This is a genomic window from Cloacibacterium sp., from assembly GCF_047601505.1.
Taxonomy (GTDB): domain Bacteria; phylum Bacteroidota; class Bacteroidia; order Flavobacteriales; family Weeksellaceae; genus Cloacibacterium.
In genome coordinates this window covers 33,706-59,618 of record NZ_JASGJD010000001.1, presented here as the reverse complement: position 1 = coordinate 59,618, position 25,913 = coordinate 33,706, and the positions used below count along the sequence as shown (strand labels likewise).

The following is a 25,913-nucleotide window of genomic DNA, read 5'->3' as shown; positions in this document are numbered from 1 at the left end:
TTCTAAATTGTTAAATCGTTTTCTGATTGAAGTTCGTAGCCTTTTTTGAAGAAGGCAATAATGAAAAATATAGCTATTCCTAAACTTAAAAATATAAAACTAATGTAAAAAATATCAGCACTCATTTTTAAATTGAGATTGAGGAACCAATTGGTTATTTCAATAGGAACATAAATGATACTTAACCAAGCTAACTTTTTGAACCAATTAATGGTTGTTATATTGAAAATTTGGTCTTTACTTAAGGCTTTTGTGATTTTGTAGCATACTAAAATAAAGATAGTGAAGAATCCAGAACCTATAAGGCTACTAATTAAAAAACTCCTTGTGTAAATTCCTGTTAATAAGTTTTGTGTTGTGAAAGGGTAAAAGATTTTAAATTTAAGAACATTTTTTATTGGATTGGTGTATTCATTTTTTGCCCAACCCACATCATTTCCGAGAAGGAAGAATTGTGATAAAACATTGCTTCCTGTTTTGTATTTGTAATAAAGTACAGAAAATCCAATTATCTCATAGATGAAATGGAAAGCAATAAATAAAAAAATAACATAAAGAAAATAACTTAAATACTTAGAGATAGAGTTTTGTCCGATTAGTTTCATAATATTAGTTTTTAGATTGTTAAATCGTTTTCAGATTGAAGTTCATAGCCTTTTTTGAAGAAGGCAATAATGAAAAATATAATTACTCCTAAAAAAAGAAAAGCAAAACAAGTCATAAGTAATGATAAATCTATGTTTGCATTGAAAATGTAACTCCAAATGAAGTACAAAAGAGGAGCGTAAAGTATATTGATGACAGAAAAAATAGAGAGTAGTTTTATGATTTTTGTTGTAAAAATATTTTGCTGGCTTAATTCTTTAAAAACTTTGTAAGTAAAAAAGAAAAACAAACAAAAGAAGAGGGGTTGAAAAGTGTGAAAAACAAAAGTTCTGAGAGTGAAAAATCCCATCATCATTTGAATGTTTGAAAAAGGATATTTGAACCTGAAGTAAACTTCGAATTCATAAGGAACTAATTGAGGTGTTTTCGCAACTTCTACTATTTCTGATAAAAAATTTTGAGAATAAGTCCAATTGTAATATCCTACACCAAAAGTAAAAAACATATAAATTGATTTTATGGTAAGAATAATAAACAACGTTAGAAATAAATACGATAAACCTGTTGAGATTGATTTTGGTCCGATAATTTTCATAGATTTAATATTTTGTTATCGCAAATATATAAATATTTATCGCAAAACAATAAAAATATTTTAATTTTGATAAAATATATTTTTAAAATGAAAATGTAAAGCAATAAAAAACCGAAGCATAAACTTCGGTTTGTATTGTTTTTTTAAGAGGTTTAAATTGCTAATTTTTAAATATTGGCACATTGCTACATGCTTCGCCAAACATGAGAGATTTTACAAGAGGTTTAAGTTTTTCTACCAATTCTATGTAAGCATTTTCGGGAATATCTTCTTCGCTGCAACCTTTTACCAGGACTCTTTTTCCGTCTAGTTCGGAGAAGTTATAATGTTCTAAAGCTTCGTGCATTAAAATAATTTCTAAATCTTTTTTGGAACCATAGATTACTTTTTTTGCAATTCCAGTTAACTTAGAAGTGATAAGGAAATACGCCCAAATTGGGATAATGGCATCTACAGAACAATACACAAATACAAAAGCATCACGATATTTTTCAGCATCTAATTCAGAAACTTTTTCTCTGAAATCTTTTTCTTTCAGAATCATTTCCATAAACAGAAAATCTTTCAAATCTATCCCAATTCTCTTGCCTTTAGGAGAAAGTTCAGACAAATCAAAATTTACCAAACCACTTTCTGCTACTTTATTTTTTATTTCAAAATCTTCTGACATTTTTTATTATTATCTTTGAGCAAAATTAAGTTAAATTTTTAGAATAAAAATTTTTAGTCCAACTGAAAATCTAAAATCTAAAATCTAAAATCTAAAATCTTGAAATATTACATCATAGCAGGTGAAGCATCGGGAGATTTACATGCTTCTAATTTAATGAAGGCCATTTTGCACAAAGACCAAAATACAGAATTCAGGTTTTGGGGTGGAGATTTAATGGCGAAAGTTGCCTCTCAAAAACCAGTAAAACACTACAAAGATTTGGCTTTTATGGGTTTTTTGGAAGTTGCTATGAACCTAAGAACAATTCTTAAAAATATAAAAATCTGCAAAGAAGATATTAAAAAACACCAACCAGATGTTCTAATTTTGGTAGATTATCCGGGTTTTAATCTTAGAATTGCAGAATATGCCAAAAGTTTGGGAATAAAAGTAGTTTACTATATTTCTCCGCAACTTTGGGCTTGGAAAGAAGGCAGGGTAGAAACCATCAAAAAATATGTGGACGAAATGCTTGTAATTCTTCCATTTGAACAAGATTTTTATAAAAAACATCAAGTAAATGCTCATTTTGTAGGACATCCTTTGTTAGATGCCATTTCGGATTTAGCACCAATTGATGCTGAAAATTTCAAAAAAGAAAATGGTTTAAACGACAAAGAAATTATCGCTCTTTTGCCAGGTTCTCGAAAACAAGAAGTAGAAAAAATGCTCGATTTAATGCTTTCTGTTCGTTCTTATTTCAAAGATTATCAGTTTGTAATTGCAGGAGCACCAAGTTTAACTAAAGATTTTTACAAAAAATTTGTAGATGACGATGTTCATTTTGTCTCAAATAAAACCTATGATTTGCTAAGGTCTTCCAGAGCAGCTTTGGTAACTTCGGGTACTGCAACTTTAGAAACGGCATTGCTCAATATTCCGGAAATTGTATGTTATCGTTCGAGTCAAATTTCTTATGAAATTGCCAAAAGAGTGGTGAAAAACATTAAATATATCTCTTTGGTGAATTTAATTATGGACAAAGAAGTGGTGAAAGAATTGATTCAGAAAGAATTAAATACCGAAAATTTAGTTGCTGAATTAAAGAGCATTTTGGATGGAGAAAAAAGAGACGAAATGCTAAACAACTTTGAACTTCTAAGAGAAAAATTAGGAGGAAAAGGTGCTAGTGAACACGTTGCAGAAATTATTGTAAATACAAAATGAAATTCCTCTACAACATATCTATTTTCCATCTTGAATTAGCATTTAAAATTTTGTCTTTGTTTAACGACAAAATAAAACGAGGCATAGAAGGAAGAAAAAAATCTTTAGAAATTGTAAAAGCAAATATTTCTAAAACTGATAAAACCATTTGGATGCACGCCGCAAGTTTAGGCGAATACGAACAAGGTTTGCCTGTTTTAGAAAAACTGAAAGAAAAATATCCCAATCATAAAATTTTGGTTACTTTTTTTTCGCCTTCAGGTTATGAAAACGTAGTGAAAAAGAACAAAGAAGACATCCTTTGTTATCTTCCTTTTGATAAAAAATCTACAATTTCAGAATTTGTAAAAGCAGTAAATCCCGAAATTTTCTTCACGGTAAAATACGATTTTTGGTATCATCTTTTGGATGAATTAAAAAAACAAAATGCTAAGATTTATGTAATTTCTGCGTTGTTTTATGATAAACAAATCTATTTCAAACCGCAAGGGAAATGGTTTGTAAATGAACTAAAAAAAAATGTAGATTGGATTTTCCATCAGACTGAAAAGTCTTTTTCTTTGGCCCAAAAAGTTGGGTTGAATAAAGGTTCTGTTTCTGGTGATACCAGATTTGACAGAGTGAAACAGATTAAAAACAGAGATAATTTTGTTGAATTTATTGCTGAATTTAAAGGAAATGAAAAACTAATCGTTTTCGGGAGTTCTTGGGAAGCCGAAGAAAAACTCGCACAAAATATTTCTCAAAAATTAGAAAATTTCAAAATAATTATTGCACCTCACGATTTGAAAAGAGTTCAAAATCTGAAGCAAATTTTTTCTAATGCAATTCTTTATAGTGAAATCGTGAAATCGCAGAATCGTGAAACTGAAAACGAAACGATTTTACAAATTAACGATTTTACTACTTCAACAATACTTATTATCGATTGCATCGGTTTGCTCTCAAAACTATATTCTTATGCAGATATTGCCATTGTGGGAGGCGGTTTTCATGATAAAGGTTTGCACAATATATTAGAAGCGGCAACTTTTGGGATTCCTGTAATTTTTGGAAATAAATACAAAAAAAATCCCGAAGCAGATTCTTTAATTGCTCAAAAAGGCGGAAAAACTTTTGATAACGAACAACAAGCAAGTGATTTTGTTTTGCAACTTTCAAAAGATTCTGTTTTACTAGATGAAATGGGAGAAAATGCTGGTAAGTTTGTTCACAATCAGCCCAATTCTTCAGGGATTATTTTGAAGAAAATTTTAGAATAAATTTTCTTTTCGATAACTGACAAGAATCATCTTGAAGCGATTTATAATCTTCATAATTTTGCAAAAAAATTATCATGAAGAAAGTAATTGTAGGCGTTTTTATGTTAGCAGGCGCTATGATGAGTTTTTCGGGATGTAGTTCTTCCCAAATTTCACAAAAACAAAACCCAGTTCAAGAGAATCTTAACCCTAATCAAATCTTAGAAGTCTTAAAATCGGGGAATGAGCATTTTGTTCATCACAAAAATTCTTTTCCGCATTTAGACCAAGCAAGAATGAACGAAGAAATTTCGGGGCAACATCCAATTGCAACGGTTATCAGTTGTTCGGATTCTAGAGTTCCTGTAGAATTGGTTTTTGATAGAGGAATTGGCGATTTGTTTGTGATAAGAACTGCAGGAAATTCTTTGGATGATGATATGACAATGGGAAGTTTAGAATATGCTGTAGACCATTTGCATACCAAATTAATTGTAGTTGTAGGACATGAAAAATGTGGAGGAATTACAGCTGCGATTTCTAACCATTCTGAAGGAAAAGAGCCAAAAGAAATTTCTAGTCTTATCGAAACACTTAGAAAAGGAGTAGAACCGTTTGTTGGGAATTCTCAAAAATTAGATGAAGCGATACATTATAATGTTGACCATCAAATTCAAAAAATTCTAGAAAATCCAGAATTTAAAGAAATGATTGAAAAAGGAGAGCTTAAAATTGTTGGAGGTTACTACCATTTAAATAACGGTAAAGTAGATTTTCTTAATTAAAAGCTTTAGAATATTTCTTAAAACCATTGAAAGCCCAATTTGCGGTATAGTACAAAGATTTAAAAGTTGAAAAATTCATATAATCTTTATATACCAAATATTGGTCTTTCATAATGTTTGTTTTTTTTCGGGAGACACTTCCTTCTCTCATTCTATATTTAGCCAAAGTTTTTTTTAGCGGTTTTCCTTCTGGGATTTTCTTAAGTAAGTTGAGCCACATTACGTGGTCTTCTCGTTTGCTGTTTTCAGGGAAAAATTCTTTGCCTACTCTTTCGCTGTCGTACATCGAAGCAAGAAGAGATAGTCTGCAAGTTTTGAGTAAATTATCAAAATTCACTTCAATGTCAGCCTCGAAATCTGCAATTTTTGGTTGTAAATTTTCGTCGCATCTCGCATAAGTACAATACGCCAATTCTGAATTTTCAGATTTCATAAAATTTACCATTTCTTCTATGAAATTAGGTTCCCAATAATCATCGGCATCCAGAAAAGTAATGTATTTTCCCGTTGCTTTTTCTAAAGAGAGATTTCTGGCGTGTCCAGCTCCGCCGTTTTTGTCGGATTCAATTAAAATAATTCTAGAATCCTTATATTTTTTGATGATTTCAACGGAATTGTCATGAGATTTATCATCCGTAATAATCCATTCCCAATCTGTAAAAGTTTGCGAAAGAACAGATTTTAAAGTGTCTTCTAGAAAATCTGAAGAATTATAACAAGGCGTGATGATAGAAACTTGTGGCATTGTGTTGCAAAGATAAATAATGTAATGAGAAAAAATTATATCTTTGTAAATATTGAACAACAAAAAAATTAACAACCATGAAAAAAATTCTTTTCTTTCTTTTTGCGTCTATAGTTTTATTCTCTTGTAGTAGAGATGATGATTCTAATTCTAGTTCTACCTCAGATTCTGTTGTTGGTAACTGGTATTTTTATAGTTTGAGCTTAAATGGAACCGTAACTAAAGGAGGTGTATCTTCATCAATTAATGTTACAATGCCAGTAAATAGTTGTATGCAAAAATCCACAATAGTTTTAAATCAAGACGGAACAGGTAATGTTACTTCTTGGGTGGACACCTCAGGGACTTGTACACAAATGCAGGATGATAAAGTAACCTATACTTATGATGCTTCTAAAAAGATTTTAACTATGAAAAATGGAAGTGAAACTGATGTTACTAATCTTACTAAGTTAACAGGTTCTGAAATGGTGGCAGAAGATAATGTGAGTAATTATGTTGTAGATGGTGGAACATTTAGTGGAAAAATTACTACTATAATGTACAAAAAATAAATAATTTAAAATTTTATAATTTAATCCTTGTCAAAATTTTGATAAGGATTTTTCTTTTAAAAATCTTAAATTTGTAAATTCTTAAAAATCAAGTTTAATAATCTATAAAACGATATAAGGTGTTTTACGATCACAAGCAGATAGACCAAAAATGGCAAAAGTTCTGGGAAGAAAACCAAACTTACAAAACAGAAAACAATAGCAGTAAACCGAAATTCTATGTTCTAGACATGTTTCCTTATCCTTCTGGAGCGGGTTTGCACGTAGGGCATCCTCTCGGATATATTGCCTCAGATATTTATGCAAGATTCAAAAGACATCAAGGTTTTAATGTTTTACATCCTGTAGGGTACGATTCTTTTGGTTTGCCTGCAGAACAATATGCCATTCAAACAGGGCAACATCCTGCAATTACTACAGAGCAAAATATCAATAGATACGAAGAACAATTAAGAAAAATTGGTTTTTCTTTCGATTGGAGTAGAGAAGTAAGAACTTCTGACGCTTCTTATTATAAATGGACACAATGGATTTTTATTGAATTATTCCATTCTTGGTACAATAAAACCACAGATAAAGCAGAGTCTATCCAAACTTTAGTAGAGCATTTTTCAAAATTCGGGACAGAAAATTTGAATGCTGTTCAGAATGATGAATTAAATTTCACTTCAGAAGAATGGAATGCAGCCGATGAAAACGAGAAGCAAGATATTTTACTCAATTATAGATTGGCTTATAGAGCCGAAACTACGGTGAATTGGTGCCCTGCTTTGGGAACTGTTCTTGCGAATGATGAAGTGAAAGACGGAAAATCTGAACGTGGCGGTTATCCTGTTTTTCAGAAAAAAATGATGCAATGGAGCATGAGAATTACGGCTTATTCTGAAAGATTGCTTCAAGGTTTACAAAAAATAGATTGGCCACAACCGTTGAAGGATTCTCAAGAATATTGGATTGGAAAATCTCAAGGAGCAGCTGTAAAGTTTGAAATATCGGATTTAAAGTCAATCAGAATATCTTTTGAGGAATTGATGACTGAGGAAAGAACAGATAATCAACAATCAACAACCGGCAACTTTATAGAAGTTTTCACCACTCGTCCTGATACTATTTTTGGAGCTACTTTTATGGTTTTGGCGCCAGAAAATCCTTTGGTAGAAAAATTAACAACTCCAGAACAAAAATCTGAAGTGGAAAATTATATTGAAGAAACTTCTAAAAAAACAGAACGTGATAGAATGGCAGACGTGAAAAACGTTTCTGGAGCGTTTACAGGAAGTTTTGCAATCAATCCTTTTACAGGAAAAAATATTCCTATTTATATTTCAGATTACGTTTTGATGGGTTACGGAACGGGTGCTGTAATGGCAGTTCCAGCGCATGATGAACGAGATCATCGTTTTGCTAAAAAATTCGGTTTAGAAATTATAAAAGTAATAGAATGTGAGGTAGATGTTCAAGAAGAATCTTATGATTCTAAAGATTCGGTTTGTATCAATTCTGAATTTTTAAACGGATTGAATTATAAAGAAGCCAAAGCAAAAATTATTTCAGAAATTGAAAAATTAGGCATCGGAAACGGGACTACCAATTACAGACAACGTGATGCGATTTTTTCTCGTCAAAGATATTGGGGAGAACCAGTTCCTGTGTATTATAAAGACGGAATGCCTTATACTTTGCCAGTTTCTGCATTGCCTTTAGAATTGCCAGAAGTAGAGAAATATTTGCCAACAGAAGATGGCGATCCGCCATTAGGAAATGCGAAAAATTTCGCTTGGGACGAGGTTAATCAAAAAGTGGTTTCTGTAGATTTAATTGATGAAAAAACAGTTTTTCCTATTGAACTTTCTACAATGCCAGGTTGGGCAGGAAGTTCTTGGTATTTCTTGAGATATATGGATCCGAAAAATGATGGTGAATTCTGTGCAAAAGATTTATCAGATTATTGGGGACAAGTAGATTTATACATTGGTGGAAGCGAACACGCAACAGGACATTTATTGTACTCTCGTTTTTGGAATATGTTTTTGAAAGACAGAGGTTACATTAATCAAGAAGAGCCTTTCCAAAAATTGATAAATCAAGGAATGATTTTGGGAATGAGTGCGTTTGTTTATAGGTTTAGTTTAAAATCGATTCAAAATACTAACTATAATATTTACTTCTCTAATTCTATAAGAATGGCTTGCGAGAAGAAAAAGCAAGAATTTTTAAATGGAAAATGTACTATTGAAGAACTATTAAATTTTGTTGAGAATTATTACTCTGAATTTACAGTAGATAATTATAAATCTTTTGATGATAATGATTCCACGGATTATAGAGGTCTAATAGGTAATAAAGAAATTCCAATATTTACTCCAATCCACGTTGATGTATCTTTATTAAAAGGAACTTCAGATGAACTAGATACAGAAGCATTTAAAAATTGGAGACCAGAATTTAAAGATGCAGAATTTATTTTAGAAGACGGAAAATACATCACCGAACGTGAAGTGGAAAAAATGTCAAAATCGAAATACAATGTTGTAAATCCAGATGACATTTGCGAAGAATACGGAGCAGATTGTTTGCGTTTGTATGAAATGTTCCTTGGACCTTTAGAACAATCAAAACCATGGAACACACAAGGTTTAAGCGGTGTTTATGGATTTTTGAAGAAATTCTATAACCTTTATTTTGATGGAGATACTTTCTCGGTTTCAGAAGAAGAACCTACCAAAGCAGAACTGAAAGTTCTACATACTTTGATTAAGAAATTTATGTTTGATATTCAGAATTTTTCTTTCAATACATCGGTTTCTCAGTTTATGATTGCTGTAAACGAATTGCAAAAGTTGAAATGTAACAAAAGAGCGATTCTCGAACCTTTAGCAGTTATTGTTTCGCCTTACTCACCACATATTTGTGAAGAATTGTGGAGCTTATTAGGGCAAAATGGTTCTATTGAGTTTGCAAACTTTCCAGAACTTAATGAAGCTTATTTGGTAGAGGACGAAATAGAATATCCTGTGAGTTTTAATGGTAAGATGAGGTTCAAACTTCCATTAGCGGCAGATTTAGACGCAAAACAGATTGAAGAAATTACAATGAATAATGATAAAGTTCAAGAGATTTTGGGAGGTGCAACGCCTAAAAAAGTGATTATTGTACCGAAGAAAATTATTAACATTGTTTTTTAAATTTTTGTTAAATAAATAATAAAATTTACTTTAGAGTTATTGTAAAATTGTAAAAAAAAGTTGCTCAAAATTTATTAATTGTTATTGATTTAAAAAGAAGCATTTGTAATTGTTAAAAATTGATTAAAATTTTGATAATTTGATAACTTACAATGTTTTTTTAGAAACCAGAAATTTGTCATACTTTGGATATTTCACTTGCATTTTACAATAATTTGCCTTTATTTTACAGCCTCAAAAAAATTAACAATTATAATTTAGTTTAATATGGAAATGAATGTTTCAACACAAGAGGAGCAAGTAGTTGCTAAAAAGGCGGGAGGTCTTAATCCTGCTATCGTTTTACCTATTCTTTATCTTATTGCATTAGGTATTTATATTTTCGTTTTGGGTAATCCAGCTAATTTTCAAGCTAAGGCAGGTGAGGCTATTACAGGTCCGTCTGTAGCTTTTAGTGATGTAGCTTCTAAAGATTTACATCCAGAATCTTTCATGGGAGTTATCTACACTGGTGGACCTATCGTTCACATCCTTATCATGTTTATGATTACAGTAATTGTTTTCTCTTTTGAGCGTTTCTTCGTTCTAAGAAAAGCTGCTGGTAAAGGAAATCTTGATGCTTACGTTTTAAAAGTAAGAAGCTTACTAGACAAAAACAAAATTGATGAAGCTATTGAAGAGTGTGATGCTCAAAAAGGTTCTGTTGGTAATGTTGTAAAAGAAGGTCTTACTACTTACAAAGTTTTAGCAGACGATAAAACATTAAACAAAGAGCAAAAATTAGTAGCACTTACAAAATCTATCGAAGAAGCTACTACATTAGAAATGCCAATGTTAGAAAAAAATATGATGATTCTTTCTACTTTAGGTACAGTTGCTACATTAGTTGCACTATTAGGAACTGTAATCGGTATGATTAGATCATTCCAAGCGTTAGGTGCTGCGGGTGGTACTCCAGATGCTGCTGCATTATCTATCGGTATCTCAGAAGCGCTTATTAATACTGCATTAGGTATTGGTACTTCTGCTATCGCTATTATTCTTTATAACTTCTTTACTTCTAAAATTGACGGACTTACATACAAAATCGACGAGATTGGTATGTCTATCCAACAATCTTTTGCAGAATTTAACTAATCGTTAGTTCTTTGGCAAAATAATTGCAGTTTTTTCTAAATAAGAAATAAAGTGCAAGTTCTAGAAGTTTAATTTAATAAAAATAATAATAATGGCGAGAGTCAAACCAAAAAGACACGGTGTTGTAACAGACATGACAGCGATGTGTGATGTTACTTTCTTGCTTCTTACATTCTTTATTATGACTACTCAGTTTAAAAAGCCTGATGTAGAGCAAATTAAACCACCTTCTTCTGTTTCAGAGAAATTACTTCCTGATGTTAATTTAATGACAATTAACATTACTAAGGATGGTAAGTTTTATTTCGCAGCTGTTGAGAATTCAAAAGAAAGATCAGAGTTGTTAGATAAAATGGGAGCAAAGTATGGTGTTCAATTTTCTAATGAAGATAAAATGGCTTTCATCAAAACTCCAGCAATTGGGGTTCCAATGAATCAGCTAAAAGGCTTTCTTAAATTGCCTGAAGATCAAAGAAAGAACGTGATTACGAAAGGTGTTCCACTAGATAGTACCAATAAACAATTAATAGATTGGGTAAGTGCCAGTCTTGAGATTAACCCAGAATACAAATTGGCTATCAAAGGTGATGGAGCAACTAATTACCCTAAAGTAAAAAATTTATTTGAAGGGTTGAGAGATATAGAATATTATAAGTTTTGGTTAATTACTACCCAAGAAACTAATAAATAGCAGAAGAAATGGCAGAAGTACAAGTACAGGATAAAGGCGAAAAAGGTGGCAAAGTCCGCTCCAAAAAGCAGAGTACTAGGGTTGATATGACCCCAATGGTGGATCTTAATTTTTTGATGCTAATGTTCTTTATGTTTACTACCACTTTTAGTAAACCTAATGTAATGGATCTTGGATTACCAGCTAAACCAAAAAAAGACGCACCACCTCCTCAAAAAACTGAAATTGATTTGTCAAATTCAATCTCTTTGATTATTGGGAAGGATAATAGAATTTTTTATCACCAGTTAGACCAAGCAGGGCTTAATGAAAATACCCTGCGAGAAACTACTTATGATAAAGAAGGGATTACAAAAGTAATCGAGCAAGCAAAACTTAGAGCTAAAGATGTAAAGAAATTTACAGTTATTATTAAGCCTACTGATGATGCAGTATATAAGAATTTCGTAGATATTTTAGATCAAATGACGATTACTAATTCTCAACAATATGGTGTTACAGACATTAAACCATGGGAAAAAGCAATCTACGAAAAGAAAGTTGGAGGAGCTAAGCCTGCGCCAGCGCAATAATTAATTCAAATATTTTTTGAATATTATGGAAAATGATCATTTAAATTACAATCCAACGTTAGACGAGATTGTATTTGAACATAGAAACAAAGAATATGGTGCCTATGACATAAGAACAAGTTATAGAAGAATCTTAACAAGATCTTTGGTTATAGGAACAGCTCTTTTCTGTCTAGCAGCTATTAGCCCTATTGTAGTTATGAAAATTAAACAATTAACTGCAAAAGATAAAACAGAGGTTAAAGCAGACCTTATGGAAATTCTTCCAGAAGAAGATAAACCTAAGGAAGAGATTAAAGAAAAAGAAGCAGCTCCACCACCACCGCCACCAAAAACGGAAGAGAAAATTGAGATTATTCAAAACGTTGTTCCTGAACCGGTGAAAGCGCCAAAAGTGGAAACTCCACCACCTCCAATTTCAGAACAGTTAAAAACTACAACTGGTCTTATCAATCAAGAAGGTGTAAAACAAGCAACTTATGCTCCACCTGCAGTTCAAGCTCCACCAAGAGCAGCCGCTGTAGAATCTAAAGCGCCAAGTACTACTGAAGTTTATGAATCTGTAGATCAAGATGCAGAATTCCCTGGCGGAGGTTTAGGAGCTTTCAGAAATAAGTTTTCTGAAAACTTTGATACAGGTGCAATGGAAGGGGGTGAAGGAGGTACCATCAAAGCTACCGTTACATTCATTATTGAAAGAGATGGTTCTATTACAGACATTAAAGTACAAGGAGGTAATTCAGACTTTAATCAAGAAGCAATTAGAACTGTTAAGAGCATTAGAACAAAGTGGAAACCAGCTAAAATTAATGATCAGCCGGTAAGACAGAGATACAAAATGCCTCTTACAATGAATTTTGAATAAACCTAGTGTTTTAATAAATTATAAGAGAAGCTTTCGCTTCTCTTTTTTATATGAAAGATAATTATGTATAATATACTATCAATTGTTATAGGGATTTTCTACATTTTTTTAGGGATTTTTGTAATTACTAAAAAATTTTTTGTAGTAAAATTAGATGGAGTTATTCCTTTTGTTTTAGGAGGATTGCTCATTGCTTATGGTATTTTTAGAGTATTAAGAGCAATCGTTTTTATAAGAAGAAAAGATGAAGAATAATATTTTTTTCAAATATTTTGTTTTATTGTTTTCTCTATTTTTAATTAATTGTGCTAAGGATAAAAATAATACACCAGGCAAGGGAAATATAACAGTAATAGCTGATAAATCGTTTAAAAATGTTACGGAAGCATTAACCGAAAGGTATATGGCATTTTATCCCGAAACAAAGATTAACGTTCGTTATGCAAAAGAAGATTCTGCTTTTGAAGATTTATTAAATAATAAAGCAGATGTAATAATTATGTCTAGAGAGCTTACAGCTGATGAAAAAGAGTTGTATACCTCTAAGGTAGATTTACCATTTCAACCAGCGAGATTTGCTGGTGATGCTGTGGTATTTGTTACCTCCAAAAATTCTACTAGAAATTCTATTACTTTAGACGAAATAAAAAAAGAACTTCTATCAAACAGTAGAAAAATGATTTTTGATGGTGCAAGTACTGGCAATTTTAATTTTGTTGCTCAGAAATTTAATATAGAACCTCAAAATGTTAAATTTTCTGTAATTAAAGGCAACGAACAGATTATAGACCAAATTGATAAATATCCAAGTAGTATAGGAGTTATAAGCTTCAATACTATTTCTAACCCTTATTCTAAAGAAGCAGCAACTCTTCGAGAAAAAATAAAAGTTCTATCAGTGATAGACAATAAAGGCGTTTCATACTTACCAAATACAGAAACAATAAGAAATATGAAATATCCATTTACTAGAATTTTATATTTTTTGACTAATGAAGGAAACTTCGGTGTAGGAAATGGTTTTATAAGGTTTTCTTGTACACAGATAGGACAAATTGTAGTGAGTAACGAAGGGCTTCAGCCATATAATATATTTAAAAGAGAGGTGCAAATGAGATAAAAAATTTTTTATTTTGGCATAATTAAGTTATTTTTGGCGCGAAAATTGTGTATTCTTTAATAAGAATTAATTTAATGAAAAAATTTAGATATGAAATATAGTATTAATATTCCTAAAAAGGTTGTAATGAGTGCGGTAGCTACCTTCGTGTTGAGCTTTGCTAGTGCACAAACAGTGGCAGAAGGTATTAATTATTTAGACAGTCATAAATATGCTAAAGCTAAAGAAGTTTTTAATCAATTAATTGAAAAATCTCCTTCAGCTGAAAACTATTTCTATCTTGGAAATGCATATTTAGTTCAATTTGAACCAAATTTTGATAAAGCAAAAGAAGCTTTTGATAAAGGTATCGCTTTAGATTCTAAAAGCTATCTTAATAAAATAGGTCTTGCATCTATTAAAATTGGCAAAGGTCAAAAAGTATCTGCAATTAATGATTTAAACCAAATTGCAAAAGATTCTAGAGAAAAAGACCCAGAAGTATTATACAGAATTGGTGAAGCATTATCTATGTACGAAAATAGTAATGACCCAAATCTTGCAATCACTTTCCTTAATAAAGCTATTGAAAAAGCGGCAGATAAGGATGGTGTTCCTGCTCACTATTACTATACTTTGGGAGATGCTTACAGATTAATAAAAGACCCAGGCAATGCAATGTCTGCTTATGAAAAAGCGTCTGCAATTGCAAAAAATAAAGCGTCTGTGTTTTATAGAATGGCAACTCTTTGGATGGCAGCTAAACAATACAAAAAAGCTGAAGAGAACATCAATAAAGCTTTAGCTATTGACCCAACTTATGCGCCAGCTTACAAAGCACAAGCTGAGTATAATAGAACTTTCCAAAGACCTGATGAGACTACAAAAAGTTTAATTAACTATACTAAATATGCAGACGAAGACCCAAGTACTGCTCTAGAAATTGCTAAATTATATTTTATCAATAGCAATTTTGCAGAAGCAAAAGCTACATTGGATAAAGTTTTTGATAAAGTTTCAGACCCAATTAAATTTAAACTGAAAGCTTATTTACAATATGAAGAAAATGACTATGCTGGTGCTAAAGCAAGTTTAGAATCTTACTACAGTAAAGTAGAGCAATCTAGAATTATCCCAAGTGATGCTGGTCTAGAAGGTTTAATTTATGCAGGTTTAGCTTCAAAAGAAGCCGATGCTACTGCTAAAGCTGCTTTAATGCAAAAATCTGCAGAAAAAATGGCTGTTGTAAAACAAGCTAATGATGATACTCTAAATTGGGATGTAGAATATGCAAAAGTAGTAAGTGGAGCTGCTGAATTGAAAGCAAAAGCTGAAGCAGGTCCTACCAACGAAAATATTGAAAATCTTAAAAAACAAGTTGCAGCAAACAAAGAAGATACTACTTTGTTGTTCAACTTAGCACAAGCTTACGAAGCTGCTAATAACTGGGAAGGTTCTGCTCTTGTTTGGCAAAAAATGAATGAATTGTTGCCAACATGGGAACCAGCTTACTATAGCAAAGGATATGCTATGCAAAAAGGAGGCTATAATCAATCTGCTGCTTTAGCTTACCTTAAATATATTGATGTAGTTTTAGCAAAACCAGCGGCAGAACAGCAACCATTACAAGAAAATTTATATGGTGCTTATTATAATGTTGCTCTTTTATTGAAAGACATTGATAAAGCAAAAGCTTTAGAAAACATTGGCAAAGCACTGGCGATAAAACCAGCCGACCCCAATGCAACAAATCTTCAAAAATTATTAAATCAATAATAAATTTAAACTCCTTAAGCAATTAAGGAGTTTTTTGTTTTTTGATTGTTTCAGAAATATTTTTACATTTGGCAAATGAAAGTAGATATTTTAGCAATTGGTGCACATCCTGATGATGTAGAATTAGGATGCGGAGGTACCATCGCAAAACTTATTTCCGAAGGAAAAAAGGTAGCAATAGTTGACCTTACTCAAGGAGAATTGGGCACAAGAGGAACTAACGAGACCAGAGCTGTAGAAGCAGCAGAAGCGTCAAGAATTTTAGGGATTTTTGCCAGAGAAAATTTGAAAATGAAGGATGGTTTTTTGTTGAATTCAGAAGAGTATCAATTAGAAATCATAAAAGTAATTAGAAAATATCAACCAGAAATTGTTCTTTGCAATGCGATAGATGATAGGCATCCAGATCATGCTAAAGCTTCAAAATTGGTTTCGGATTCTTGTTTCCTTTCAGGTTTAATTAAAATTAATACGACTTTAGAAGGTGTTGAACAAAAATTTTGGAGGCCAAAGCAAGTTTTTCACTATATTCAATGGAAAAATATTGAACCTGATTTTGTGATTGATATTTCGAAATTTTTAGATAAAAAAGTAGAGGCATGCTTGGCTTATAAAACTCAGTTTTACGACCCAAATTCCACAGAACCAATGACTCCAATAGCAACTAAAGATTTTTTAGATAGTTTAACCTACAGAGCTCAGGATTTAGGAAGACTCTCTGGTGTGGAATATGCAGAAGGTTTTACAACGGAAAAATACCTTGCTTTGAAAAATTTTGATGGAATTATTTTTTAATTTCTATAAAAAAGTTATATATTTGCACACGCAAAAAAACGGTGGGTGTAGCTCAGTTGGTTAGAGCGTTAGATTGTGGTCCTAAAGGTCGCCGGTTCGATCCCGGTCATCCACCCAAAAAAAAGCATCCAATTTCGGATGCTTTTTTTATGCTTTTGTTTTACTGTCGAGAACCAAGGTTACAGGTCCATCATTCAAAAGAGATACTTTCATGTCGGCACCGAAAATTCCACTTTCAATTTTCAGACCAGATGTTTTTTTTATTTCTTCTTTAAAATATTCAAACAAAGGGATTGCTTTTTCTGGTTTTGCAGCTTTTATATAGGAAGGTCTGTTTCCTTTTTTGTAATCTGAAATTAATGTGAATTGGCTTATGCAAAGTATTTCGCCAGAAATATCTTTTACCGAAAGATTCATTTTTCCATTTTCGTCAGAAAAAATCCTTAAATCAATAATTTTTTTAATGAGCCAATCTGCATCGTTTGTTTCATCGGTTTCATCTACTCCTATTAAGAGCATTAGTCCTTCAGAAATTTCTCCTACAATTTTCCCTTCTACTTTTACACATGCTTCTTTTACTCTTTGTACAACTATTTTCATTAATTATAAATATTTAAAATGTTAGAAGAAGAATTGAAACTGTAGTAATATTGCTTTAGTGCATAAGGACTTACTTCTGCAGGAGCTCCACTCATTAAAAACCATTTTGCATTGTCTTTTTTACAAATTACCAAAGTTCCGCCTTCTACTTCCAAAGTTGTATTGGTGTCTGGGCAAATATGAGGCGCATTACGGTCGTAGATTTTAAAACTAGTTGCAGAAGCTCTGTAGATGATAAGTCCTCGCGTTCCAGATTGTTGTTCTGAGATATAAACCCAACCACCAACATTTTGTAATTGATAGTATGCAGGAAGACTTATGTTGATTTGAACGGAAATTAATTGGTTTGGGAAGCAGCTTGTTGTTTCTTCTCTGTTTCCACAAGAATTTAAAATTTTTAATATACTGAAAATCAGTAAAATTGGAATTAGCGTTTTGAGAATTTTTGCTTTCATATCAAAATAAATCATATCTTTGTAAATCGAATTTTTTATGAATATTGTCCGGCAAAGGTCGGATTATTTTTTTATACTAACGCTAAATATACGAGATATGAGCAAAGTTATGAATTATGTAACCAAAGAAGGCTTAGAAAAAATGAAAACTGAGCTGGAGCAATTGGAAAGTATTGAAAGGCCAAAAATTACACAGCAAATAGCAGAAGCTAGAGATAAAGGAGATCTTTCGGAAAACGCAGAGTATGATGCTGCAAAAGAAGCACAAGGTCTTTTAGAAATGAAAATATCAAAAATAAAAGATGTTATTGCCAATTCTAAAGTGATTGACGAAAGCCAGTTAGATACTTCTAAAGTGTCAATCTTGTGTACTGTTCGTCTTAAAAATAATGCAACAAATCAAGAGCAAAAATTTACTCTGGTTCCTGATAATGAATCTGATATTAAAACAGGTAAAATTTCTGTAAATACTCCTATTGCAAAGGGTTTATTAGGAAAAGCTGTTGGCGAAACTGCAGATATTTCTTTGCCTAATGGCAATAAACTTTCTTTTGAAGTTTTAGAAATATCGCTTTAAATTTGTAATCTAAAGTACAAAATTATGAGTTCAATTTTCACAAAAATAGTAAACGGAGAAATTCCAAGTTATAAAATTGCTGAAGACGAAAAACATCTGGCTTTTTTAGATGCTATGCCTTTGGTAGAAGGTCATACTTTGGTAATTCCCAAAAAAGAAATTGATTTAATTTTTGATTTAGAATCCGAAGAATTCAAAAATCTTTGGGCGTTTGCGCAGCAAGTTGCCAAAAAAGTAGGATCTGCCATCCCTTGTCTTAGAGTAGGAATTGCGGTGGTTGGTATAGAAGTTCCACATGCTCACATTCATTTGGTTCCCATGAACAGTATGAAAGATTTGAATTTCGGAAATGAAAGATTGAAACTCAGCCCAGAACAATACAAAGAAATACAAGATAAAATTGTAAATCAATAAAAATCTAAAACTCAAATTTCAATTAGGAATTTGAGTTTTTTTAAAATTAAAGAAAATAATGAATCCAAATCAATGTTCATTTTGTGGTAGAAAGAAAAGTGAAGTAGAAATATTAATCTCTGGTAAAGATGGTTACATCTGCGAAAACTGTGTAGAACAAGCACATTCTATAGTTAAAGAGAGTGTTGGGGCTACATCTTTTGCTCCTGCAAAATCTATTGACGAATTAAAAAAACCTAGAGAAATAAAATCTTTTCTAGACGAATATGTAATTGGACAAGATAAAGCAAAAAAACAACTTTCTATAGCAGTTTACAACCATTACAAAAGGCTTCTTCACAATGAAGATGAAAATAAATCTGTAGAAATAGAAAAATCTAACATCATTATGGTTGGCGAAACGGGTACTGGTAAAACTTTACTCGCTAAAACGATTGCTAAGCAACTTAATGTTCCGTTTTGTATTGTAGATGCTACCATTCTTACGGAAGCTGGATATGTAGGAGAAGATGTGGAAAGTATTCTTTCGAGATTATTGATGGTTGCAGATTATGATGTAGAAAAAGCAGAAAAAGGAATTGTTTTTATTGATGAAATTGATAAAATCGCAAGAAAATCTGATAATCCGAGTATTACAAGAGATGTTTCTGGTGAAGGTGTACAACAAGGTTTGCTCAAATTGCTAGAAGGAAGTATTGTAAATGTACCGCCACAAGGTGGTAGGAAACATCCAGACCAAAAATATATTCAGGTAAATACGCAAAATATTTTGTTTATTGCAGGAGGTGCTTTTGATGGGATTAAAGAGATTATTGAAAGAAGACTCAATAAACAAGCCATTGGTTTTAGTTCGGAAAAAATTAATAAAACAGATGAAGAAGAGGATGTTTTAGAAAAATTGAATTCTTCAGATTTGAGAAGTTTTGGATTGATACCAGAACTTTTAGGGAGATTTCCGATTGTAACTTATCTTAATAAATTGACTAAAGATACCATGCTTAGGATTTTGAGAGAGCCAAAAAATTCAATTATTAATCAATATATAGAATTATTTAGACTAGATAATGTAAAGTTAGATTTTACAGAAACAGCACTAGAAAAGATAGTAGATTATACAATTGACAAAGGATTAGGCGCAAGAGGACTAAGAGGAACTACTGAAAAAGTCTTAGAAAGCTATATGTTTGATATTGATGCAATTGGAGAATCTTTACTTGTAGACGAAAAAGATGTTAAAAATATCATATAATTAAAAAAAAATTTGGGAATTCCGTTTATTTTTATAAATTTGTGGATTCAGAGAGAAGTTTAACTTCTTAAAAAACACAAACAAATGAAAAAAAATTTACTGACTCTTACACTACTAGGGGCATTTTTCTGTATAGATGCACAAGTTCTTACTTACGTTGGTAATAACGCTCTAGTAACGGTTCAAGATAACGCTTTGGTTTATAGTGGCGGTGGAGTTAAGCTTACAGGCACTGCTAAACTTAATGTTATTGGTGATGTGATGGTGGTTGGTAATTCCACCGATTTATTTGAAACAGATACTAATTCTAGTTTCAGATTACTTCATCAGGGAGCTATTTCTTCTGGGATTTATGGACAATTGTATATAAGTGGCATTCCACAAGCAAATATTACTGGTAAAGTTCAAAAAGAATATGTAGATGGTATTCATGGTAGTACCGCCAGACAGCAAGTTGCTTTACCTTTTTATAATTATTCCATTATGGATTTGTGGCTTACACTGCCTCATATTAATTATACAAATTCTGCACTTACAACTATTGGGCGTTGGAATAAAAGGTCTGTTTTTAAATGGAATAACAGCACTGCTGCATTTGATCAATTAACGACGGCAAATTCATCAACATCTGTTGGAAAGCCTACAGATTATTATATTCTTTCAAGGTTAAATGATAATGGAACTGTAGCTTGGGATCCTACTGTTTTAGCTGATAATAACGGTACGTTGGCGTCAGGAACAAGTATTTCAGCAGCACTTACCGATGTTAATACTACTAAAAAATTTTTTTCAGGAGTTCCTGTCTCAGATACTGGTAGTGATACTCAAGTTGGTTTATCCGGGGCTCTTTCTACAAATGTTTTTGGAGCGCTAGGAAAGAATAAAAATGTCTATGGAGAATTTTATAATTCGTATTTAGATGATCCTTTTGTTACAAGTAAATGGACAGGGGATTATAGTTTAAATGTTTATCAACAAGGGAATCCTTTTTTAACAAATATTGATTTATCAATGATTAAAAAAGGAACAACTGTGGTAAATGATGATGATGAGAATTATATTAGCAATATCAATGGGATATATTTTTATGATTCAGGTTTGTTAAATAGTGTTTCTGGGACTAACTACAGTTCTACTCAAGGTACAAGAATTACGTTTGATGGTTCGGGCAATCCTGTTGGAGCGATAATGCTTAATGCGTCTCAACAGGGAGGCAATATTACTGGTTCTTCTGGAGCAGATTTGCTTGTAATAAGGCCAATGCAAGAGTTTATAATAAAGCTTAATGATGCCAATTCGCAAGCTTTAAAATTTAATAAAACTAGAAGATTTGCCCAGACCGCAAGAAACTCTAGTACTCCATATAATGTTACAGCAGCTAGAACGGCAGCCGCTAGCGTTACAAAACAGTTGGCTGTAATATTGCTTGATGAAAATAATGTAGAATTAGGAAGAACATTTTATGTTGTGAATTCTGATGCAACAACGGGTTATTCGCCCGAAAATGCTAGAATGCAAGCTATATCAGATAATACTTCTTTTTATACTAGAGAGGAACAATTGGCAGGAGGTGCTGATGCAAATAGCAGCTATGGATTACAAATTAATGAAGCTAATGAAAATAGTTTTTCAGGAAAAGAGATTCCTTTAGTTATAAATAATGCCAATGCTTCTCGAATGAAGTTTTTCTTAATCGAGAATGGTAACATAGTGGACGAAGGAAAAAATTTATCTAATGGTGTTTCTTTTTATTTTGGAAATGGAGGAGTGCTTACAAAATTAACTAGTGGTTCATCCATACCAGTTGTTAATACAAATTATACTTATGGATTATATTATAATCAACCTACAGGAACATTAGGAACCGATGAACTTTTATCTGGTCAAACAGTTGTTGTTAAAAAAGATAATGGTTATGTTGTAAGATTTAATAAAAATTGGAAATCAGCAGATGTTGAAATTTATTCTTCGGTAGGCCAGTTGTTGAGTCAAGCTAAGAAGGTTTCTGCATCTACAGATTATACTTTACCACTTAATAGCTCTGTAAACGGTGTTTATGTTGTGAAAGTAAAATCTGATGAAGGAGAAATTGTAACCAAAAAAATAATTAAGTAAAATTTGGAATCATGAATAACACAATGAAAAAATATTTATTAAGTTTAACCTTTCTTCTTGGGACAATATTAATGTTTTCTCAAAGAGTTCCACCGCCGCCAGCGACGCCTCAAGGAGGGGGGGATATTGGGGGTGTAGCAACGCCAGAAAATCCAATTGACGGATATATTGTCTATTTAGCAATATTTGCAGTTGCTATAATATATTACAAATACAAAAAAACTTTTAAGACAATTAAAAATTAATAATAAAAAACTCACAAGAAATTGTGAGTTTTTTTATCTTTGATACTATGAAAAATATTTTAGCTATCATTACATTGTGTATTATAAATTTATGCAGTGCTCAGTTTTCAGTTTCTATTAAGGCTTCTAATGATTTTATTGCAAATGAAGCATATCTGTATAAATTAAACGGTTCCAAAGATATAATTATTGATAAAGGTGTTAAGAAAAATAATTCTTGGATTTTTAATGTTAAAGAAAAATATGAAGGTCTTTTAAAAGTACATTTTCCAGAGACTAATTCTTCAATATCTTTTATCACAGAAAATAGTGATGTGAATCTAACTTTTGATGTTAAAAATGGAAAAGTAGGTACTGTAGATTATCTAGATGATGCTAATAAAATTTTCTACGGATTACAAGACCAGCAAAAAAAGAAAGAACAAATTCTTCCTGCTTTGTATCAAATTGTAACTTTTTATAAAAGTAACTCCCCTTTTGGTAAAGCTTTAAATGAAGAAATTAACAATCTAAATTCTTCAATTCAATATACTAAAGAACAGCATCCGTTCATAGATTATTATACAGAAAATTATAAAAAATATTTATCTGAATCTGCTGGTGCAAAAACGCCAACTAATCAAGAAATTATTAGTTTTCTAAATTCATCGGGGTATTATCTCGAAACATCATCTTTGCTTAGGCCTATTTTAATAAGTTTTTTAAGTAATTCTAATAAAGCTTCAATAGGTGAAGAAACTGATAAGTTAATTAATACGGTAAATCTTGAAACTCCAAGAGGACAAATTATCTTGTCAGAATTAATAGATATTTTTAATGTATATGGCATTAAAGATTTAAAAGATAAATATCTTACCGAAGCCAAAGCTTTAAAATGTACAATTAATGATAGATTAGCAGGAACTATAAAATCTAATGACAATACATCAGTTGGATCATTAATTCCTAATATTAAATTCAATTCTGTTATTAATACCAAAGCAAAATCTCTACATGATGTGAAAGCAGATAAGAAAATTCTAATTTTCTGGGCATCTACTTGTCCTCATTGCGAAAAAGAAATAGGCGAGATGCTTACAAAATATTCTGAATTAAAGTCTAAAAACATCGAAATTGTAGGATTTTCTTTAGATTCTGATAAAACAGCTTATACAGAAAAAGTAAAGCTTTTACCTTGGGTTAATGACACAGAATTGAAAGGTTGGTACAGTTCTTACGTTGATACTTACAATATTCATGCAACGCCAACCTTTTATATTGTAGACTCTTCTAACAAGATTTTATCTACTCCAGATAATTTTGTTGAAGTTTTGAGTTTTCTTGGGATAAAATAATTTGCAGGAATTAAAAATATTCATATATTTGCACCACAAAAAACGGCGAGGTAGCTCAGGTGGTTAGAGCGTTGGATTCATAACCCAAAGGTCACGGGTTCAAATCCCGTCTTCGCTACAAAAAAGACAGCATTATTGCTGTCTTTTTTCGTTTTATTACTGGTTTTTTATAGAGTTATATCATAAAGTGTTAATAACTAATTATATAATCAATCTATGATATATATTAGTAAAAAAATGACAAAAAAAGTAAGTAAATATTTTGTAAATTAATAATATTACTGTACTTTTACACCGCTTTCAAAGAGCACCTGCTCTTAAGGCAATAAATTTTTTTTCATCATTTGTGTTTTTAGAATCACGTCGTAAGATGTGATTCTTTTGTATTTAAACAAACGATTAATTTTCGTATCTGAGTAGTAATTCTAGAAAATAACTGTAAGTAACGCTTCCTTTTTGTCTGTTCGATTTTAAAAATAAATCATTAGTAAAATAGAATGCGTCATCTATCCAACTCTGATGTTCTTTAATAAAATTTTTATTGTTTTCTAAGTCTTTTTTTACATCTTTAGAAAATTTTAATTTTGCCTGCTCTACAAATTTTGGGTCTTTTTCTATTAATGAATTTAGCAGACTTCTTGCTACGTATAAGTTTGAGCTGTAAATAAGATTGGTATCGTCTGAATTTTTACAGATTAAATAGGCAATAAAATTAGCTTCTTGCTCTCTAGCAAAACCTAATTGATGAGCGCTTTCGTGAGCGAGGGTGAAAGGAAGGTGAGAAGATGGTAAATTGGCATTGTATTGAGCTTCTGATGTAAAAGGGTTGTAGTATCCCAAAATGCCTGTATAACTGAAGTATTTACCAAATAAAGTTGGTTTGAAATTCTGAATGTAAGTGTTTTTTTTGTTTGAAAATTCTTTTGGAATTTTTTGTTGAGCATTGAGCACAGAAATTTTAGTTTCTTCAATATTTGTAATGATAAAAACTCCATTTTTGTCTTCTTTTACTTGTTTTCTGCTTTCATTGCATTTTTTTATGTACTCTAAAGCATTTTTCTTAATTTCTATGTCAGAAATTTGTTTTGCGGGTAATTTATCAATTAATGGAGTTTGGAAATAGAGCATTCCCCATGATATTTGATAAATAAAGTAGAAGAAGTTTAACGTTTTTAAAATTTTGATAAAATATTTTTTTCTATCGTTTTTGTTGAATAATTTATAAATGCAAAATGATAAATATAGAAAAAGAAAAATGTAGATTAAATCTCCGATTGAAAAGTTGAAATTTGAAAATAATTTTTGATGGAAATATTTTTTTGTTTCAAAAAGATTACTGAATAGGTTTACTCCAAATTGCGTTTTTGATAGAATATAAAACAAAAGAAATTGGGCAAACAATAAGCCTGCCCAAAATCTATTTTTATTTTTTAAAGTTCTAAAACTTACCATACCAAAGCACTTGCGCCAAGAATCGCAGCGTCAGCTTCTTTTAAATCACTGAAAATAATTTTCACTTGATTTTTGAAAACTTGCAATAAATTGTCTTCCATGGCTTGTCTTGTTGGTTTCATAATTAAGTCTCCAGCTTTTGTTAATCCTCCAAAAAGAACGATTGCTTCTGGAGCAGAGAAAAGAACAAAAGTAGCAAGAGCTTCCCCTAATACTTGTCCGGTAAATTCGAAAATTTCGTTCGCTAATTTATCACCTTGCTCAGCACATTTGAAAACGGTTTCACTTGTTAGCTCATCAATAGTGAAGCTAGAAAGTAAGCTTTGAGCGTCTGGGTTAGCTTGTAAAAATTCAATTGCAGTATCTCTTACACCTGTTGCAGAAGCATAAGCTTCTAAAGAACCGTTAAGACCGGTTCCTTTGTGAGGTCTTCCGCCATTTCTAACGATTACGTGACCAAGTTCACCAGCAAATCCATTGTGTCCTAAAACGATTTTGCCATCAATGATAATTCCACTACCTACACCAGTTCCAAGAGTAATTGTGATGAAGTTTTTCATGCCTTTAGCAACTCCATATTGCATTTCTCCTACTGCAGCAGCATTGGCGTCGTTGGTTAATTTTGCAGGAATTTTGAATTTTTCTTCTAAAATTTCAGCCATTGGGATAATGCCTTTCCATTTTAGATTTGCAGCATATTCTATTGTGCCTTGATAGTAATTAGCATTAGGAGCTCCCATTCCAATTCCAACAAAAGCTTCAGGTCCGCCAAATTGGTCTATCATAGGTTGAAGTTTTTCTGCTAAAACGTCAATAAAACCTTCTACATTTTCTTTTTCATTGGTTTTAATTCTGTCTTGAATTAAAATTTCTCCTTTTCTGTTTACAACTCCAAATTTAGTATTAGTACCACCTACGTCTATACCAATTGCATATTTTTCTTTCAT

The 25,913-nt window shown here is 31.5% G+C and carries 27 protein-coding genes and 2 tRNA genes; 21 read left to right on the top strand and 8 right to left on the bottom strand.

The genetic code is table 11. The annotated features are described in order from the left end of the window. Nucleotides 1-2 precede the first annotated feature (2 nt). The 3 genes from QM746_RS00245 to QM746_RS00235 form a co-directional block, all read right to left on the bottom strand. The gene (locus QM746_RS00245) at nt 3-605 is read right to left on the bottom strand and encodes a DUF2975 domain-containing protein (RefSeq protein ID WP_414982375.1); all 603 of its coding nucleotides are present in this window, start codon (nt 603-605) and stop codon (nt 3-5) included. Nucleotides 606-616: 11 nt separating this feature from the next. Next, on the bottom strand, nt 617-1,201 hold the full coding sequence (locus QM746_RS00240) for a DUF2975 domain-containing protein (RefSeq protein ID WP_414982374.1): 585 nt from the start codon (nt 1,199-1,201) through the stop codon (nt 617-619). 160 nt (nt 1,202-1,361) lie between these two features. Next, nucleotides 1,362-1,871, bottom strand: a complete 510-nt coding sequence (locus QM746_RS00235; protein WP_414982373.1) for a DUF2480 family protein — start codon at nt 1,869-1,871, stop codon at nt 1,362-1,364. Between the two features lie 99 nt (nt 1,872-1,970). Between QM746_RS00235 and lpxB the strand changes: the two genes are divergently transcribed. From lpxB to QM746_RS00220, 3 genes are all read left to right on the top strand, one after another. Then, complete coding sequence (gene lpxB, locus QM746_RS00230) at nt 1,971-3,080, top strand: lipid-A-disaccharide synthase (protein ID WP_414982372.1); 1,110 nt, start codon at nt 1,971-1,973, stop codon at nt 3,078-3,080. After that, nucleotides 3,077-4,342 carry a 3-deoxy-D-manno-octulosonic acid transferase gene (locus tag QM746_RS00225; protein WP_414982371.1) on the top strand — a complete coding sequence of 422 codons (1,266 nt, stop codon included), beginning with the start codon at nt 3,077-3,079 and terminating at the stop codon, nt 4,340-4,342. The genes lpxB and QM746_RS00225 overlap by 4 nt, the downstream gene beginning before the upstream one ends. Nucleotides 4,343-4,416: 74 nt before the next feature. Further along, nucleotides 4,417-5,106 (top strand): carbonic anhydrase, encoded by a 690-nt coding sequence (locus QM746_RS00220; RefSeq protein WP_374361268.1) that lies wholly within the window; start codon nt 4,417-4,419, stop codon nt 5,104-5,106. Here QM746_RS00220 and QM746_RS00215 read toward each other — a convergent pair. Then, nucleotides 5,099-5,851, bottom strand: coding sequence for a glycosyltransferase family 2 protein (locus QM746_RS00215; protein WP_414982370.1), 753 nt, complete (start codon nt 5,849-5,851; stop codon nt 5,099-5,101). The genes QM746_RS00220 and QM746_RS00215 overlap by 8 nt on opposite strands. A gap of 77 nt (nt 5,852-5,928) precedes the next feature. Between QM746_RS00215 and QM746_RS00210 the strand changes: the two genes are divergently transcribed. The 11 genes from QM746_RS00210 to QM746_RS00160 all read left to right on the top strand — a co-directional run bounded on the left by QM746_RS00210 (nt 5,929) and on the right by QM746_RS00160 (nt 16,640). Continuing rightward, nucleotides 5,929-6,405, top strand: coding sequence for a lipocalin family protein (locus QM746_RS00210; protein WP_414982369.1), 477 nt, complete (start codon nt 5,929-5,931; stop codon nt 6,403-6,405). Between the two features lie 119 nt (nt 6,406-6,524). Continuing rightward, nucleotides 6,525-9,590: a leucine--tRNA ligase gene (locus QM746_RS00205; RefSeq protein WP_414982368.1), complete on the top strand. Its 3,066-nt coding sequence runs from the start codon at nt 6,525-6,527 to the stop codon at nt 9,588-9,590. Between the two features lie 267 nt (nt 9,591-9,857). Then, nucleotides 9,858-10,727, top strand: a complete 870-nt coding sequence (locus QM746_RS00200) for a MotA/TolQ/ExbB proton channel family protein (RefSeq protein ID WP_414982367.1) — start codon at nt 9,858-9,860, stop codon at nt 10,725-10,727. A 91-nt stretch (nt 10,728-10,818) separates the two neighbouring features. Continuing rightward, the gene (locus tag QM746_RS00195) at nt 10,819-11,418 is read left to right on the top strand and encodes an ExbD/TolR family protein (RefSeq protein WP_414982366.1); all 600 of its coding nucleotides are present in this window, start codon (nt 10,819-10,821) and stop codon (nt 11,416-11,418) included. An 8-nt stretch (nt 11,419-11,426) separates the two neighbouring features. Further along, nucleotides 11,427-11,990 carry an ExbD/TolR family protein gene (locus QM746_RS00190; RefSeq protein ID WP_414982365.1) on the top strand — a complete coding sequence of 188 codons (564 nt, stop codon included), beginning with the start codon at nt 11,427-11,429 and terminating at the stop codon, nt 11,988-11,990. A 25-nt stretch (nt 11,991-12,015) separates the two neighbouring features. Continuing rightward, nucleotides 12,016-12,855, top strand: a complete 840-nt coding sequence (locus tag QM746_RS00185) for an energy transducer TonB (protein ID WP_414982364.1) — start codon at nt 12,016-12,018, stop codon at nt 12,853-12,855. Between the two features lie 63 nt (nt 12,856-12,918). Further along, on the top strand, nt 12,919-13,110 hold the full coding sequence (locus QM746_RS00180) for a C4-dicarboxylate ABC transporter (protein ID WP_414982363.1): 192 nt from the start codon (nt 12,919-12,921) through the stop codon (nt 13,108-13,110). Continuing rightward, complete coding sequence (locus QM746_RS00175; protein WP_414982362.1) at nt 13,100-13,975, top strand: PstS family phosphate ABC transporter substrate-binding protein; 876 nt, start codon at nt 13,100-13,102, stop codon at nt 13,973-13,975. The genes QM746_RS00180 and QM746_RS00175 overlap by 11 nt, the downstream gene beginning before the upstream one ends. A 90-nt stretch (nt 13,976-14,065) precedes the next feature. Further along, nucleotides 14,066-15,730 (top strand): tetratricopeptide repeat protein, encoded by a 1,665-nt coding sequence (locus tag QM746_RS00170; RefSeq protein ID WP_414982361.1) that lies wholly within the window; start codon nt 14,066-14,068, stop codon nt 15,728-15,730. 75 nt (nt 15,731-15,805) lie between these two features. After that, entirely contained in the window at nt 15,806-16,525 is a 720-nt protein-coding gene (bshB1, locus tag QM746_RS00165; protein ID WP_414982360.1) for a bacillithiol biosynthesis deacetylase BshB1, read from the top strand. Nucleotides 16,526-16,566: 41 nt separating this feature from the next. Beyond that, nucleotides 16,567-16,640 (top strand) — tRNA-His (locus tag QM746_RS00160). 32 nt (nt 16,641-16,672) lie between these two features. On the opposite strand, the gene dtd is transcribed toward QM746_RS00160, so the two are convergent. Beyond that, the gene (gene dtd, locus QM746_RS00155; protein WP_414982359.1) at nt 16,673-17,125 is read right to left on the bottom strand and encodes a D-aminoacyl-tRNA deacylase; all 453 of its coding nucleotides are present in this window, start codon (nt 17,123-17,125) and stop codon (nt 16,673-16,675) included. Continuing rightward, nucleotides 17,125-17,595, bottom strand: coding sequence for a hypothetical protein (locus QM746_RS00150; RefSeq protein WP_414982358.1), 471 nt, complete (start codon nt 17,593-17,595; stop codon nt 17,125-17,127). The genes dtd and QM746_RS00150 overlap by 1 nt, the downstream gene beginning before the upstream one ends. 94 nt (nt 17,596-17,689) lie before the next feature. Here QM746_RS00150 and greA point away from each other — a divergent pair, with 94 nt between their 5' ends. From greA to QM746_RS00115, 7 genes are all read left to right on the top strand, one after another. Continuing rightward, nucleotides 17,690-18,157: a transcription elongation factor GreA gene (gene greA, locus QM746_RS00145; protein ID WP_414985099.1), complete on the top strand. Its 468-nt coding sequence runs from the start codon at nt 17,690-17,692 to the stop codon at nt 18,155-18,157. Nucleotides 18,158-18,181: 24 nt separating this feature from the next. Continuing rightward, a complete protein-coding gene (locus tag QM746_RS00140) occupies nt 18,182-18,571 on the top strand; it encodes an HIT family protein (protein WP_414982357.1) in 390 nt (129 codons plus the stop codon). Between the two features lie 58 nt (nt 18,572-18,629). Continuing rightward, nucleotides 18,630-19,820, top strand: coding sequence for an ATP-dependent Clp protease ATP-binding subunit ClpX (clpX, locus tag QM746_RS00135; protein ID WP_414982356.1), 1,191 nt, complete (start codon nt 18,630-18,632; stop codon nt 19,818-19,820). Between the two features lie 84 nt (nt 19,821-19,904). After that, a complete protein-coding gene (locus tag QM746_RS00130; protein WP_414982355.1) occupies nt 19,905-21,935 on the top strand; it encodes a T9SS type A sorting domain-containing protein in 2,031 nt (676 codons plus the stop codon). 23 nt (nt 21,936-21,958) lie between these two features. Further along, on the top strand, nt 21,959-22,180 hold the full coding sequence (locus tag QM746_RS00125; RefSeq protein ID WP_414982354.1) for a hypothetical protein: 222 nt from the start codon (nt 21,959-21,961) through the stop codon (nt 22,178-22,180). 47 nt (nt 22,181-22,227) lie between these two features. Beyond that, the gene (locus QM746_RS00120; protein WP_414982353.1) at nt 22,228-23,514 is read left to right on the top strand and encodes a peroxiredoxin family protein; all 1,287 of its coding nucleotides are present in this window, start codon (nt 22,228-22,230) and stop codon (nt 23,512-23,514) included. A gap of 44 nt (nt 23,515-23,558) precedes the next feature. Continuing rightward, nucleotides 23,559-23,632 (top strand) — tRNA-Met (locus tag QM746_RS00115). Between the two features lie 281 nt (nt 23,633-23,913). Here the strand turns inward: QM746_RS00115 and QM746_RS00110 are convergent. Both QM746_RS00110 and QM746_RS00105 read right to left on the bottom strand, forming a co-directional pair. Beyond that, nucleotides 23,914-24,966, bottom strand: a complete 1,053-nt coding sequence (locus QM746_RS00110; RefSeq protein WP_414982352.1) for a DUF3810 domain-containing protein — start codon at nt 24,964-24,966, stop codon at nt 23,914-23,916. Then, complete coding sequence (locus QM746_RS00105) at nt 24,960-25,913, bottom strand: ROK family protein (protein WP_414982351.1); 954 nt, start codon at nt 25,911-25,913, stop codon at nt 24,960-24,962. Before QM746_RS00105 ends, QM746_RS00110 begins: the two co-directional genes overlap by 7 nt.

Excerpts from the sequence above, each read along its gene's own strand:
- QM746_RS00150 (WP_414982358.1), bottom strand. The coding sequence starts at position 17,595 with ATGATTTATTTTGATATGAAAGCAAAAATTCTCAAAACGCTAATTCCA.
- QM746_RS00235 (WP_414982373.1), bottom strand. The coding sequence starts at position 1,871 with ATGTCAGAAGATTTTGAAATAAAAAATAAAGTAGCAGAAAGTGGTTTG.
- QM746_RS00220 (WP_374361268.1), top strand. The coding sequence starts at position 4,417 with ATGAAGAAAGTAATTGTAGGCGTTTTTATGTTAGCAGGCGCTATGATG.
- greA (WP_414985099.1), top strand. The coding sequence starts at position 17,690 with ATGAATTATGTAACCAAAGAAGGCTTAGAAAAAATGAAAACTGAGCTG.
- QM746_RS00185 (WP_414982364.1), top strand. The coding sequence starts at position 12,016 with ATGGAAAATGATCATTTAAATTACAATCCAACGTTAGACGAGATTGTA.
- QM746_RS00120 (WP_414982353.1), top strand. The coding sequence starts at position 22,228 with ATGAAAAATATTTTAGCTATCATTACATTGTGTATTATAAATTTATGC.
- bshB1 (WP_414982360.1), top strand. The coding sequence starts at position 15,806 with ATGAAAGTAGATATTTTAGCAATTGGTGCACATCCTGATGATGTAGAA.
- QM746_RS00110 (WP_414982352.1), bottom strand. The coding sequence starts at position 24,966 with ATGGTAAGTTTTAGAACTTTAAAAAATAAAAATAGATTTTGGGCAGGC.
- QM746_RS00200 (WP_414982367.1), top strand. The coding sequence starts at position 9,858 with ATGGAAATGAATGTTTCAACACAAGAGGAGCAAGTAGTTGCTAAAAAG.
- QM746_RS00130 (WP_414982355.1), top strand. The coding sequence starts at position 19,905 with ATGAAAAAAAATTTACTGACTCTTACACTACTAGGGGCATTTTTCTGT.
- QM746_RS00210 (WP_414982369.1), top strand. The coding sequence starts at position 5,929 with ATGAAAAAAATTCTTTTCTTTCTTTTTGCGTCTATAGTTTTATTCTCT.
- dtd (WP_414982359.1), bottom strand. The coding sequence starts at position 17,125 with ATGAAAATAGTTGTACAAAGAGTAAAAGAAGCATGTGTAAAAGTAGAA.
- QM746_RS00175 (WP_414982362.1), top strand. The coding sequence starts at position 13,100 with ATGAAGAATAATATTTTTTTCAAATATTTTGTTTTATTGTTTTCTCTA.
- QM746_RS00125 (WP_414982354.1), top strand. The coding sequence starts at position 21,959 with ATGAAAAAATATTTATTAAGTTTAACCTTTCTTCTTGGGACAATATTA.
- clpX (WP_414982356.1), top strand. The coding sequence starts at position 18,630 with ATGAATCCAAATCAATGTTCATTTTGTGGTAGAAAGAAAAGTGAAGTA.
- QM746_RS00105 (WP_414982351.1), bottom strand. The coding sequence starts at position 25,913 with ATGAAAGAAAAATATGCAATTGGTATAGACGTAGGTGGTACTAATACT.
- QM746_RS00195 (WP_414982366.1), top strand. The coding sequence starts at position 10,819 with ATGGCGAGAGTCAAACCAAAAAGACACGGTGTTGTAACAGACATGACA.
- QM746_RS00170 (WP_414982361.1), top strand. The coding sequence starts at position 14,066 with ATGAAATATAGTATTAATATTCCTAAAAAGGTTGTAATGAGTGCGGTA.
- QM746_RS00180 (WP_414982363.1), top strand. The coding sequence starts at position 12,919 with ATGTATAATATACTATCAATTGTTATAGGGATTTTCTACATTTTTTTA.
- QM746_RS00215 (WP_414982370.1), bottom strand. The coding sequence starts at position 5,851 with ATGCCACAAGTTTCTATCATCACGCCTTGTTATAATTCTTCAGATTTT.
- QM746_RS00190 (WP_414982365.1), top strand. The coding sequence starts at position 11,427 with ATGGCAGAAGTACAAGTACAGGATAAAGGCGAAAAAGGTGGCAAAGTC.
- QM746_RS00140 (WP_414982357.1), top strand. The coding sequence starts at position 18,182 with ATGAGTTCAATTTTCACAAAAATAGTAAACGGAGAAATTCCAAGTTAT.
- QM746_RS00245 (WP_414982375.1), bottom strand. The coding sequence starts at position 605 with ATGAAACTAATCGGACAAAACTCTATCTCTAAGTATTTAAGTTATTTT.
- QM746_RS00240 (WP_414982374.1), bottom strand. The coding sequence starts at position 1,201 with ATGAAAATTATCGGACCAAAATCAATCTCAACAGGTTTATCGTATTTA.
- QM746_RS00225 (WP_414982371.1), top strand. The coding sequence starts at position 3,077 with ATGAAATTCCTCTACAACATATCTATTTTCCATCTTGAATTAGCATTT.